This is a genomic window from Caballeronia sp. LZ003 (assembly GCF_031451465.1).
Classification (GTDB): domain Bacteria; phylum Pseudomonadota; class Gammaproteobacteria; order Burkholderiales; family Burkholderiaceae; genus Caballeronia.
In genome coordinates, this window is record NZ_JARUXJ010000003.1 from 971,994 (window position 1) to 984,355 (window position 12,362).

The 12,362-nt window shown below is 59.2% G+C and carries 10 protein-coding genes; 3 read left to right on the forward strand and 7 right to left on the reverse strand.

All coding sequences use genetic code 11. The features are described from left to right. Window positions 1-1,150 precede the first annotated feature (1,150 nt). From QCE79_RS21835 to QCE79_RS21845, 3 genes are read right to left on the reverse strand one after another with little or no spacing between them, the layout of a single operon-like run. Window positions 1,151-1,768, reverse strand: a complete 618-nt coding sequence (locus QCE79_RS21835) for an ankyrin repeat domain-containing protein (protein ID WP_309848259.1) — start codon at window positions 1,766-1,768, stop codon at window positions 1,151-1,153. A 41-nt stretch (window positions 1,769-1,809) separates the two neighbouring features. Continuing rightward, a complete protein-coding gene (locus QCE79_RS21840; protein ID WP_250511255.1) occupies window positions 1,810-2,367 on the reverse strand; it encodes a cytochrome c in 558 nt (185 codons plus the stop codon). Between the two features lie 55 nt (window positions 2,368-2,422). Beyond that, window positions 2,423-4,162, reverse strand: a complete 1,740-nt coding sequence (locus QCE79_RS21845; RefSeq protein ID WP_309847879.1) for a PQQ-binding-like beta-propeller repeat protein — start codon at window positions 4,160-4,162, stop codon at window positions 2,423-2,425. Window positions 4,163-4,548: 386 nt separating this feature from the next. On the opposite strand from QCE79_RS21845, the gene QCE79_RS21850 reads away from it, so the two are divergent. The 3 genes from QCE79_RS21850 (at window position 4,549) to QCE79_RS21860 (ending at window position 7,917) form a co-directional block, all read left to right on the forward strand. Then, window positions 4,549-5,277 carry a heme-binding protein gene (locus QCE79_RS21850; RefSeq protein ID WP_309847882.1) on the forward strand — a complete coding sequence of 243 codons (729 nt, stop codon included), beginning with the start codon at window positions 4,549-4,551 and terminating at the stop codon, window positions 5,275-5,277. A gap of 718 nt (window positions 5,278-5,995) precedes the next feature. After that, a complete protein-coding gene (locus QCE79_RS21855; RefSeq protein WP_309847885.1) occupies window positions 5,996-7,078 on the forward strand; it encodes a glycosyltransferase family 4 protein in 1,083 nt (360 codons plus the stop codon). Continuing rightward, window positions 7,075-7,917: a polysaccharide deacetylase family protein gene (locus QCE79_RS21860; protein ID WP_309847888.1), complete on the forward strand. Its 843-nt coding sequence runs from the start codon at window positions 7,075-7,077 to the stop codon at window positions 7,915-7,917. The genes QCE79_RS21855 and QCE79_RS21860 overlap by 4 nt, the downstream gene beginning before the upstream one ends. Before the next feature lie 38 nt (window positions 7,918-7,955). On the opposite strand, the gene QCE79_RS21865 is transcribed toward QCE79_RS21860, so the two are convergent. The 4 genes from QCE79_RS21865 to QCE79_RS21880 form a co-directional block, all read right to left on the reverse strand. Next, window positions 7,956-8,798, reverse strand: a complete 843-nt coding sequence (locus QCE79_RS21865; protein ID WP_309847890.1) for a PA4780 family RIO1-like protein kinase — start codon at window positions 8,796-8,798, stop codon at window positions 7,956-7,958. Between the two features lie 130 nt (window positions 8,799-8,928). Beyond that, window positions 8,929-10,332 (reverse strand): sensor histidine kinase, encoded by a 1,404-nt coding sequence (locus QCE79_RS21870; RefSeq protein WP_250468207.1) that lies wholly within the window; start codon window positions 10,330-10,332, stop codon window positions 8,929-8,931. Continuing rightward, complete coding sequence (locus QCE79_RS21875) at window positions 10,313-10,990, reverse strand: response regulator transcription factor (protein WP_244830328.1); 678 nt, start codon at window positions 10,988-10,990, stop codon at window positions 10,313-10,315. Before QCE79_RS21875 ends, QCE79_RS21870 begins: the two co-directional genes overlap by 20 nt. Further along, window positions 10,987-12,294, reverse strand: a complete 1,308-nt coding sequence (locus tag QCE79_RS21880; RefSeq protein WP_309847894.1) for an MFS transporter — start codon at window positions 12,292-12,294, stop codon at window positions 10,987-10,989. The genes QCE79_RS21875 and QCE79_RS21880 overlap by 4 nt, the downstream gene beginning before the upstream one ends. Window positions 12,295-12,362 lie beyond the last annotated feature (68 nt).

Sequence of the window (12,362 nt, forward strand, 5' to 3'; positions counted from 1 at the left end):
AGAGGGAAGGACCACGTGCCTTCTTCTCTCGTTGATTCTTGCCGATAACGTCCGAGCCTCAACGAGAGGACCGTATCTCCTTGCGGCCCTCTGGGTGAACTGCTTTTTTTGGCCCGCTCTTTAGCGGGCTTTTTTTCGTTGGCTGTCGCACGGTATTGAGTTGGAAGCTGATGACTCTCCGAACAGTCCTACACTGTCTCTTCGAACTGAAGCTATTCGCTCTATACGGCGAAAAAAAAAGGCGTCCGTTACTTGCGACAGCCGTTGCGTCCTTTAGCCGGCCGAACAAACGTAAATTCCTTGACTCTTTCCTAGCGTGGCCGAAACGTCGGTTTCGCTTCGTTTCGAGTGGCGATTACCGAAAGACGACTGTCTTGGTTGTCAACTCGAGTGCGAGGGTTTGCCTGGCAGAAGCGCTCATCCGCGAGCGCTATATCGGCGGACACCGGTCACGCACTTGTCTGTCGCGCTACGCTGCTGGTGGACCACTCCTGCGCTCCCTTCTAGCGTCAAGATGAAACACCGTTTCGCCGCCCAACACAAAAGCAAGGTTGTTGTCCAACAAATGCCCAATCATGTTCCAAAAAAAGGCAAGTATCGTTAAATTGACGCTTAAGAACCAAGACGGGCATCCGTTAACTGAGTTTCTCTCAAAGAACATGGTCCTCGGGTTAAAGACATGTTCATTCTGACCGCCCCGCTTTGCGGGCGGCTTTTTTTTGCCGGAAGTAGTAAAGGCTTTTGCTATGGAAACGAAGGTGCCGAGAACAAGAGAACGGACGCTCGGCAGGCAGGAACGCAGGTGAACTGATCTGGACGCCATGGTCAACCGACTAAACAAACAACGCTATGGTCCAGTTCCTTCACTGATCGAACAGACACCGTCCAGCATAACCGTCCGAATAACCGAGAATTCATACGGTCCACATTGAGCAATATCTTGCGAATGCCACTCTCGAGACAAGACCCGCGCGTGTTGGAAGAGCACTCGACGCCTTCTCGCAAAGCGGTGCATATCAAGCTTGAGAGCAAAAGAGACGATTCACACGGCGACTTGGACGCAACGAAATTGGACATGCATCCGCGCAACGACGCACTGCGGCAATCGCCTAACGATTGAATCGCACTGCACGCTCACGAGCGAAAGCAATCATGGCGCGCTAAGCAAGCTCGCCACATGAGCCGAGCGCGTCTCATCGGCAATTTCCCGCGCAGTCTTGCCGCGGTCATCCTTCAAATCCCGATTCGCGCCACGAGCAAGCAGTATCGACGCAGTCTGCGCTCGATCGTATCCCGCCGCCCACATGAGCGCCGTCAGATGATTGTGATACGCGGCGTTCACGTCGACACCCGAGTCTAATAGACGCTGCACGATCGCGGTTTGCCCGAGTCCAGCCGCATATTCCATCGCTGTCTTGCCTACGCGATCCGTCGCCGCTGCATCCGCGTGTCGCGCAATAAGCAACGCCACGATTTCATCGTTGCCGTCGAACGCGGCAGCCATCAACGGTGTGATGCCCTGCACGTCAGCCTGGCTCACATTAGCGCCGCGCTCGATCAACAAGTGCGCCATCGGCGTCATGCCGCGCTTGCATGCGCTGATGAGCGGCGTGTCGCCTATACGGTTACGCGAATCGATCTTCGCGCCTTGATCGAGTAGCTCGACCACAGCATGCGTGTCACCATTGCGAGTCGCGTTAAGCAAGCGTTCGTTGAGCGCATAGGCATCGTCGTCGGCATGCACGAAGTCTAGCAACGCAAGCGTCATGCATGCGAACACGAGTGCTTTGCTAATGGGTATGGAAAAGGTCATTGCAGATTAGCGACGTAGTTCGCAAGATTCTCGATGTCCGCGTCGGTCAGGTTCTTCGTCACGCTCGTCATGTTGCCCGCATCGTTCGTGCGCTTCTTCGCGCGGAAGTCCTGCAGTTGCTTCACGATGTACGGATACTGCTGACCCGCGACCCGCGGTATTTCGTTCTGCCCTTTCATGCCGCCGAGATGGCACATCGTGCAGAGCACTTCATCGGACTTCTTTTTGCCCGCCTCCACCTTGACCGGGTCGGCCTTGAAATCGGTCGACACGAGTGTCTGCGCCGCGAAGTAATCGGCGAGATCGTGCATGTCTTCCGACGACAGATTGGCGGCCATCGGCGACATGCGTGGATCGCTTCGACGGCCTGCCTTGAAATCGCGTAACTCAAGGAACAGATAGCGCGATGTCTGACCCGCGAGCGATGGATAATCGCCGCTCGTCGAATTGCCGTTCTGCCCGTGGCATGCAACGCATACGACGGCTTTCGCGGCGCCGGCCTGCGCATCGGCGCGCGCGAACGCTGGCATTAAAAACAACAGGCAAGCGACCATTCCCGCTACACGAATGCGTTCGTCTCTCTTGCGTTTCGATGGACGCATCGTCACCTCAAGGCAGCGCAAACACGAGAAGGCTATTGCCACGCTTGAAGTCCAGCTGCGTGTTGCCGCCCGCCGCGACCGCGACGTATTGCTTGCCGTTCACCATGTACGACACGGCCGGTGCGTTCACGCCCGCACCGCATTGAAACTCCCACAATTTGCGGCCGGTACTCGCATCGAACGCGCGAAAGAGGCCATTACCCTCACCGTTGAAGACAAGTCCTCCCGCAGTCGCGAGCACGCCGCCAATCAAGGGCTGATCCGTCTTGTAACCCCATGCGATCTTGCCGGTATCGACATTCACCGCAACCAGCTTGCCCCACTGTTGCTCGGCTGGAATGGTCTTGAAGGCGCCGCCGAGCCATAGTTTTCCGCCGGGATAAGCGGCGTCTTCAACCTGATACGTCATGGGTTGATGCAAGTTTGCCGCATACGCCATGCGCGTCTTCGGATTGAATGCCATGGGCGACCATTCGACGCCACCGTTCGCGCCCGGCAGCATGCGCGCGCCGGTCGCTGTCGGCAAGGTCCAGACGCCTTCTTGAGGAATCATCGCCTCGGAAATGCGGATGATGTGACCGTCGCGGCGATCATGCACATAGACGAATCCGGTCTTGCCGCCATGAATGATGGCCGGAACCATCTGTCCGCTCTTGTCCTTTACGTCGATGAGGATTGGTGGGCTCACTGCATCCAGATCCCACACATCGTGCGCGATGTATTGGTAATGCCATTTGTACTTGCCGGTATCGAGATCGATGGCGACGAGCGAATCGGTGTAGAGATTGTCGCCAGGACGAATGGCGCCATGAAGGTCCGGCGAGGGATTGCCCACTACGAAATACACCGTACGTGTCGCGCGATCGACCGCAGGCGCCATCCACACACCGCCGCCAAGCGTCTTCTCGAAGTCGTGGCCTTTTTCCGCGAGCGTCTTTTTCTCCGCCTCGATATCGCGCTTCATGTTGCGGCCCACGGCGTCGTTCTCGGCCCACACGCCTTCGCTGCCGGAGTCGGGAATGGTGTAGAAGGTCCAGAGCAATTGACCTGAGTTCGCGTCGAATGCCTTGACGAAACCACGTATGCCGTACTCGCCGCCGTTCGTGCCGATCAACACCTTGCCATCGACGACGACCGGCGCCATCGTTTCCGAATAGCCGTCCTCCGGGTCCGCGATCTGCGAGGTCCACACGACGCTGCCGGTCTTTGCATCGAGCGCGACGAGCTTGGCGTCGAGCGTGCCCATATACAGGCGGTCACCGGATATGGCGACGCCGCGATTATTCGGTCCGCAGCAAAAGGTCGTAACCGGTCCCATCTTGTGCTTGTAATGCCAGAACTCCTTGCCGGTGACCGCGTCGATTGCATAGACGTGGTTGTAGGAGGTCGTGAGAAACATGACGCCGTTGGATACGATCGGCGCGGTTTCCATCGACTCCATCACTGCCGTCTGGAAGATGAATGCCGGCTTCAGCTTGGCTACGTTTGAACGATTGATCTGCGCTGCCGGCGCATAACGCGTCTCGGCATACGATCCGTTCGAATGCAGCCATGAGGCGCTGTCGTTCGCGGCGGCATCGAGTTGCGCCTGCGATATCGGCCGCAATGACGTGGGAACCGGCGCTGTGGCCGTAGTGTTGGCGTTCTGGATTTCGTCGGCAGAGTAAGCCGCAGGCGCTGTAATGATTCCGAAAGCGCCGACAAGAGCCGCGACTGAACCAAGCAAAGCACGGGGATAGCCTGCCATGACGGTCTCCTTATTCGTTTTCTTCTGCGCCTGTGGGCTGGATTCGAGATGCGCGTCGCGAAACGCGCGGAATCCGAGAAAAAGCATAGGCAATTTAACGAGGCACTTCCAGAGCGTATTGATACCAGCCGCGCGGCTCGTGCCAAGCGATTCATTCTTCAGCCGACACTTCTATCACCTATATACCCTTCCCGACACGGCCCAAGCTCACACATACGAATCCATTACACGTAAATTAATGGCGCATTCTTGAATGTTCGAAAGCCCATATTCCTTAGCGATTAAACGCTCGTTCTATTCCATTCGGCCTACTACGGTTTACCAAAATAAAAATTCATAACCCCTTCTTGTTCCTTCCTTAAACGTCTCTTGTCGGGAGAATCGCCATGCTTGAAAAAGTCGCGAAGTGCTTGGCCGTGGGTGTGCTTATTTCGGCTTCCTCATTTATTTACGCACACGATTACGACGATGTCCCTACCGGCCGGTGCACGCTTCCACAAGGAACGATTTCTCTCGTCGAACGACAGCTTTACACCGTCGTCAATCTATCCGACTCGAACGGCGGAATTTTCAAGCCCAACCGGATGTGGGCCGCCATCGTCGACCGCGAGGGTCATCTATGTTCGGTCACCAAGACCGGCGATGCATGGCCTGGCAGTCGCGCCATAGCAATAGCCAAGGCGTACACCGCAAACGGTTTTAGCAACGATGCGCTTGCGCTTTCCACCGCAAATCTCTATGCCGCCACGCAGCCGGGCGGATCGCTTTATGGGTTGAACAATTCCAATCCCTTCGACGCGCGCTTCCTGGAACAAGGCAGCGGGATCAACCATACCGTAGGCGGCGTGATCACTTTCGGCGGCGGCGTGGCGCTCTACGCCGGTGGAAAAGTAATTGGCGGCCTTGGCGTGAGCGGTGACAGTTCGTGCGCCGACCATGCGATTGCCTATCGCATGCGCAAGCTTGCAGGACTTGGCTCCGTGCCTGCTGGCGAAGGACCGAACAACACGGACAATATCAAATACTCGACCGGAGCCTCGCCGATGGGATTCGAACAGCCTCACTGCTTCCCGAGCGATCTTAGCGCAAGCGGAGTCGAGAATATTCCGCACTGACCGCCTTCAATGACGCGACGGGCAGAGGACGGCCCGTCCGACTGATCGGCATCGACGTGTTCTGAGCGCATAAGCGATAAGCGCCCTGTCGATGAGCAAACGATTGCGCCGCTGTCAAAGCCGAAACCAATTGAAGTCGTTTGTCATTAACTGATAGACGCATCTTTTTAGCTTTTGCTTAACGACGCATCGCTCTTTGCGGCATTGTCCATTGCAAGCGAATGAGACTCTCACGCTTAGGTAGCGAAAGATTGCAAGGAACTAAGCCCTTGAGCTTCGGCACCACGACTTTCTTAGCCAAAACCTGCTCGCATACGTTTGCCACCGTCTCAACGGCGAATCTCGACCTATAGTCACCTAAAAGAACTAACAACCTCTTTAGAAGCACGTTAAGCTATTTCCGCTAAAAAAATTTGCATGCTGTTGGTCAACCGCAAGTAAGACATCCCCGTTAGCTATCGATGCCAGGCATCCGCATGGTAGCGACCTCTTCGCTTGCCGTGATGGACATCGAGCCGAATTCTCTGCAGAGGATCCAGACCTGCTTCGTTTGAAGCGGCCTGTCTTATCCCTCGGCTAGAAAAATCCTCTAAGAGTTTTTTCTTTTCTTCCCTTCATTTTCTTTACTAAAGACATGAAGGCAGAAAGCCAATCGAATTATTACCAAAAATTTCCTAAGCGTTTTTTTAATGACGCAAAGGCCTTGGAGATTAGTGCGTTGAAGATCCTACATAGCGAGTCCTCGAAGGGATGGGGCGGTCAGGAAATCCGTACGCTCAAGGAGATGGTCGCGCTGCGTGAGTGCGGCCATAGCGTGGAACTGCTGTGTCCGAGCGATGCACGTCTCGGCATTCGTTCAACCGAGCTTGGCTTTGCCGTGCACCACGCGCGCATGCGTAGCGGCGGCGACGTGCGCTCCATGATGAGAATCAAGGCGCTGCTGCAACGCCGTGCCTACGATGTGCTCAACACGCACAGCGGTCACGACAGTCTGGTTGCCGACACGGCCGCCCGATTGGCGGGAACGCCTCTCGTCGTGCGTACGCGGCATCTCGCATTGCCTATCAGTTCGCTCGCAACTTATACGTGGATTCCTCATCGCGTCATCGCGGTCAGTCATTTCGTGCGCCGCTATCTGATCTCGGCGGGGGTCTCCGAGAAGCGCGTGGAGACTATCCACGACGGCATCGCGACCGAGCGCGCCACGCATTCGTCGCTGCGAGACGAACTCAAACTCGGGCCGGATGCAACCATCGCATGCATGGTGGCGATCATGCGCGACGAGAAGGGACACGAAGATCTGATCGACGCTGTACGGCCTTTATTCAACACGCATCCACACCTGCATATCGTGATGGCCGGGGATGGTCCCGCTTTCGAACGCATAGAAGGCATCGTGACGCGTCTGGGTCTTGCGAGTCGCATCCATCTGCTCGGTTTTCGTACCGACGTCCCCAACATTTTGCGAGGCAGTGATTTCTTCGTGCTGCCGACGCATCAGGAAGCGCTCGGCCAAGCGTTCATCGAAGCGATGGCCGCGGGCCTGCCCGTCATCGGCACGAGTGTGGATGGCGTGCCCGAATTGATCGAAGACGATGTAAATGGTCTGCTGGTACCGCCGCGCAATCCGCCGGCATTGCGCGCGGCTATCGCTCGCATGATCGACGAACCCGGCTTGCGTGAACGTCTGCGCACCAATGGCATGCGTATCACCGAGCGCGGCTTCACCATTGCAAACATGGCATACGAAACCGCGCTCTTCTACCGGCGCGCATTGAAAGAGAGGGAATCTCGCCGATGAAACAACAAGCGCGCGCCATTCCCGTGTTGATGTATCACCACGTCAGTCCGTCGCCGGGCATGATCACCGTCAAGCCCGAGCATTTTGCGGAGCAAATGGCGTATCTCGCGAGCGCGGGGTATCGCACGATCGGCGCCGTGCAACTTGCGGCGTTTCTACGCGGCGAAGAAATGCCGGAGCGCTCGTTCGTCATTACCTTCGACGATGGCTATCTGGATAACTGGGTCCATGCACATCCGGTGCTGCAGCGTCACGGATTTACCGCACTGTGCTTTCTCGTCAGCAGCTGGCCGGGCGATGGCAACGTGCGGCCCAATGCAGCCAACGCGCCAGCCCATGCATTGCCCGCACTGCTCGACCATCACGCAGGCGAACGCGCTATCGAAGAAGGACGCGCCGACGACACGATCCTGCGCTGGTCAGAAATCGATGCGATGCGCCATGCCGGCACGTTCGAATTTCATAGCCATACGCATACGCATGTTCGTTGGGACCAGAAGACCGCATCGGCCGATGAGAAGCGGCAGCGCCTCAGTGAAGATTTGAAGACTTCGCGCGCGACCTTGAACGCGCGGCTGGGCCAGGTATCGGACCATCTATGCTGGCCGCAAGGCTATTACGACGAGGACTATCGCGAAGTCGCACTGAACGCGGGCTTTAGCCACTTTTATACCTGTCATCCCGGGACCAATTCGCGCGGACAAGAGGCATCGAACGAAGCGCGTGGATCGATCCGACGTCTCGAGGTGAGAGATCGCCCGGCATCGTGGCTTCGTTCGCGTATGTGGGTGCATAGCCGGCCGTTGGTGAGCCGCGCTTACCTCAGCGTCAAGCGGTAAGCGGTAAGCGTTGAGCGATAGCCGAAGCCGATCTGCGCTCAGTCCAGCTCTCGCCGCACGCGCGCGTCTTCTTCCAGGCGCGTGTCTTCGATCTCTTGCAACACGCTATCGAGATCGACAGGGCCAGTGGGCGCTTCGACGTGACCGGTCAATGCGACATCGACATGCAGGCCGCCCGCTTCGAACAGCGACCATATCTCCGTTCCGTAGTCGGTGCGCAGAAGTTTTGGCGCGAACTGACCGAAGTAACTCGCGAGGTTGTCGACGTCGCGCTTGAGCATGGGCGCGGCTTCGTTGTTGCCCGCCGCATCGACGGCCTGAGGCAAGTCGATGATCACCGGACCTTCGGCCGCCAGCAAAATGTTGTATTCCGACAAGTCGCCGTGAATCACGCCCGCGCACAGCATGCGCACGACTTGCTTTAGCAGCATTGCGTGCAGTTCCAGCGCGCGTGCTTCGGTCAGGTGAACGTCGTTGAGGCGCGGCGCCACGTTTCCCGATTCATCGACGACGAGTTCCATCAGCAACACGCCGTCGGTGCAGATGAAGGGTTGAGGCACGCGCACGCCCGCATTGGCCAGGCGAAAGAGCGCATCGACCTCGGCGTTCTGCCACAACGCTTCCTGCATTTCGCGGCCGTAACGCGTGCCTTTTTCCATCGCGCGCGCTTGCCGGCTGTTCTTGACCCTGCGGCCATCCCGATACGACGATGCCTGCCGGAAGCTGCGCTGCTTCGCGTCCTTGTAGACCTTGGCGCAACGCGTCGCGTCTTGGCAGCGCACGACGTAGACGGTAGCTTCCTTGCCGCTCATGAGCTGGCTGATGACCTCGTCGATGAGTCCTTCTTCGAGAAGCGGTATGAGGCGTTTAGGCGTTTTCATGCGAGCCTCGGATGGGGCTCGTGGCGCGAGCGTTCGAGATGCGTAACGTTCCGCGAGCGGAAGACTGGCGGACCGACGCCATGGAAAAGAGCGGCGTAGCCACAGGGCAGATTGTGCGATTCATGCCGAATTATACGGGGGTGCGCGCGAACGGCCGCCTCGGCTCCTGTTCGCGCGCCAGAACCACCTCCACCATTGCTCCCACGCCTCCCGGCGCGTCGTGGATCGCAACCACGCCGCCGTGCGCCCGCACGATCTCCTTGGCAATCGCGAGTCCAAGTCCGCTGCCTTCTTCTGCCGATGCCCGGAAGAACGGCTCGAAAACGCGCTCGCGCAACGTCGCCGGAATGCCCGGCCCTTCATCCACGACGCTGACGGTCACGTTCACGTGCGTTTCCTTGGCATCGACCGTGACGCGCGTGCCGCGCGGCGAGTAGCGTATGGCGTTATCGATGAGATTGGAAAACACGGCCGACAAGAGCGGCTCGCTTCCCGTCACGACGAGCGCACCTTCGAACGCTACAGCCAGTTCGATATCGCGCCGCCGCGCCACGAGCGCGAGCTTCTCGACGGCCAGCGTGATGACCGCGCGTAAGTCCACCGCCTCGCCTTCGTAAGCGGTGTAGTCGGCGGCTTCGGCCTGGGCGAGCATGAGAAGCTGATTAATCAGCGTCACCATTGCGCGGTTGCTTTGATGCATGGCAGTGAGCGTTTCCCTCACTTCGTCTAAACCGTGCTGGCGGCGCGCGTACTGAAGCTGCGACCCGAGCAACGTAAGCGGCGTGCGTATCTGATGCGCGGCATCGGCGATGAACCGGCGCTGCGTCGCCGTTTGCCGTTCGATGACATCGAGCGATGCATTGAACGCCGTGACGAGTGGATGCAGTTCCACCGGAAGACCTGTCGCGTCGATTCGCTCCTTGCTCTTGAGCGGATGAACGGCCAAGCCGCTCGCGAGCTTCTCGAGTGGTCTCAACTCGAGTGCGAGCCCGGTGCAGATCAGGATCATGGCAACCGCGATGCTGCCGAGAATATAAGCAATCTGCGGCGTCCAGAGCGATGCAACCAGCGCGTCGCGGGCAACGAGCGTGCGGCCTATGGAGACGACCAGTTCGATGGTCTTGCCATTGTCGAACATGGCGCGCTTAAGCGATACGGCGCGAATGGGCGAGCCTGCCACCTGCGCGTCGTACCACTGCGGAGAGGCGCTCAGACGCATCCGCGGAAAGTCGGATGTTCCCGCGATCACCGCGCCGCCCGCGATCTCGATGCGATAGAACACTTGATCGCCTTCGGGCGTGCCGACGATCTGAATCGTGCTCGGCGATACCGAAGCCACCAGATCGTTGTCGTTCCAGCGCACGTCGGCGGCCATCACGCGTGCTGCGGCAAGCAACGCCGCGTCCTGCAGCAGGTCGGCCGTGCGCCGTGCGTTCAAGTGCGTGGCCCATCCCGCGACGATCCCGAAGATCGTCGTCGGAACGATCAGCCAGATCAGGAGCCGCGCGCGCAGGCTATGCTTGCGGCTCTTCATGTTCCAGCAGATAGCCGAGCCCGCGCAACGTAATGATCGCAGCCGTGCTCTTTTCGATTTTCTTCCTGACCCGCGAGACGTAGATCTCGATGGCGTCGCCGCTCGGTGGCGCGTCGCGGTCGTTCAAGGCTTCGGCGAGCACGGCCTTCGAGACCGTCCGCCCGGTTTGCAGAATGAGCGCTTCGAGTACCGCGTGTTCGCGCGGCGTGAGCGACAGCGCGTCATCGCCGACGAAGAATTGCCGCCGGTCCATGTCGTAGAGCAAGGTGCCGCAGCGCAAGCGGTTCGAGCGCACCGGCGCGTGCCGCCGCGCAAGCGCCTTGATACGCGCGATCAGTTCGCGTTCGTCGAACGGCTTGACGACGTAATCGTCGGCGCCATCGGCCAGGCAAATCACCTTTTCGCCGATGTCGCCCGTGGCCGTCAGAACCAGCACGGGCGTGTCGTTGGCCTGGTCGCGCATGCGCCGCAGGACCGCCTTGCCCGACATGCCGGGCAGGTTGAGGTCGAGCAGCACGACGTCATAGCGCGTGCCGGCGAGCGCCGCGCCGGCGGTTTCGCCATCGGGCACATGCTCGACGAGGAAGCCCTCGTCGGTCAGCGTCTTGCTCAGCCAGTGCGCCAGCTGGCGGTTGTCTTCGATCAGCAGAAGTTTCATTGCTCCGGAACGCTTTGCCACCGGTATCCATTGCGGGCTTCGCGCGACCGGTAAAGGACGAGCGTCGCGATTGCGCCGCACAGCGCGGCCACGGCCATCCATGCGCCGGGCGCCGCCTTGTCGCCGGTGAAGTGGATCAGCGACGTCGATATGGCCGGCGTGAAGCCTCCCACCATCGTGGCGAGGCTGTACGCCATCGAAAAACCGGTCGTGCGCACGTTCGCCGGCATCAGCTCGGTGAGCGCGACCACCATCGCCCCGTTGTACCACGCATAGAGCACCGAGAGCCACAGTTCCACCGCGAGCAGGCGCTCGAACGACGGCGCCGCGACGAGCCATTGCATCGCCGGATACGAGGTCAGGATGGTCAGCGCGGTAAAGATGAGCAGGATGGGCCGCCTGCCGACGCGGTCGGACACGGCGCCGGAAATGGGCAGCCACACGAGGTTCGACACGCCCACGCAGACGGTGACGATAAGCGAATCGAGCGACGAAAGATGCAGCACCGATCGGCCGAAAGTGGGCGTGTAGGTCGTGATCAGATAGAACGACGCGGTCGTCATGATGACGAGCCCCATGCCCGCCACAATCAGCCCGGCGTTCTCGACCATCGACATCATGATCTCGCCCATGCTCGGATGATGCTTGCGCGCGGCGAACTCGTCGGTCTCGCGCAGCGTGCGGCGAATCATGAACAGGAACGGCACGATCAGGCAGCCGATCAGAAACGGGATACGCCAGCCCCATGCGTTGACGTCGGCGACCGGCATCAACTGATTCAGCAGCACGCCGAGCGAAGCCGCGAAGATCACCGCCACTTGCTGGCTGCCGGATTGCCACGAGCAGAAGAAGCCGCGCTTGCCCGGCGTCGCGATCTCGGCGAGATAAACCGACACGCCGCCCAGTTCGACACCGGCCGAAAAGCCCTGCAGCAACCGCCCGATCAGCACGACGATGGGTGCCGCCACGCCAATCGACGCATAGCCGGGAACGAACGCCACGCACGCGGTGCCCACGGCCATGAGCCATAGCGAGAGGATCAGGCCGCGACGACGCCCGTGGCGATCAACATACGCGCCGAGCACGAGCGCGCCGACCGGACGCATGACGAAGCCCGCGCCGAACACCGAGAGCGAGAGAAGCAGCGATACGAACTCGTTATCCGAGGGAAAGAACGTGTGCGCAATCGCGCTCGCGTAATAAGCGTAGACGGTGAAATCGAACATCTCGAGAAAGTTGCCGCTGACCACGCGGAACACTGATCGAAACGGCGATTCGGTACGGTCTTGAATAACGGATGCCATGAGGTCCCCTTCTGCAAAAGGACGAGTTGCGTCACCGGCGCGGCACGGCGAGCGCCGGAAGAAAAAAG

Excerpts from the sequence above, each read along its gene's own strand:
- QCE79_RS21835 (WP_309848259.1), bottom strand. The coding sequence starts at position 1,768 with ATGACGCTTGCGTTGCTAGACTTCGTGCATGCCGACGACGATGCCTAT.
- QCE79_RS21840 (WP_250511255.1), bottom strand. The coding sequence starts at position 2,367 with ATGGTCGCTTGCCTGTTGTTTTTAATGCCAGCGTTCGCGCGCGCCGAT.
- QCE79_RS21845 (WP_309847879.1), bottom strand. The coding sequence starts at position 4,162 with ATGGCAGGCTATCCCCGTGCTTTGCTTGGTTCAGTCGCGGCTCTTGTC.
- QCE79_RS21850 (WP_309847882.1), top strand. The coding sequence starts at position 4,549 with ATGCTTGAAAAAGTCGCGAAGTGCTTGGCCGTGGGTGTGCTTATTTCG.
- QCE79_RS21860 (WP_309847888.1), top strand. The coding sequence starts at position 7,075 with ATGAAACAACAAGCGCGCGCCATTCCCGTGTTGATGTATCACCACGTC.
- QCE79_RS21865 (WP_309847890.1), bottom strand. The coding sequence starts at position 8,798 with ATGAAAACGCCTAAACGCCTCATACCGCTTCTCGAAGAAGGACTCATC.
- QCE79_RS21870 (WP_250468207.1), bottom strand. The coding sequence starts at position 10,332 with ATGAAGAGCCGCAAGCATAGCCTGCGCGCGCGGCTCCTGATCTGGCTG.
- QCE79_RS21875 (WP_244830328.1), bottom strand. The coding sequence starts at position 10,990 with ATGAAACTTCTGCTGATCGAAGACAACCGCCAGCTGGCGCACTGGCTG.
- QCE79_RS21880 (WP_309847894.1), bottom strand. The coding sequence starts at position 12,294 with ATGGCATCCGTTATTCAAGACCGTACCGAATCGCCGTTTCGATCAGTG.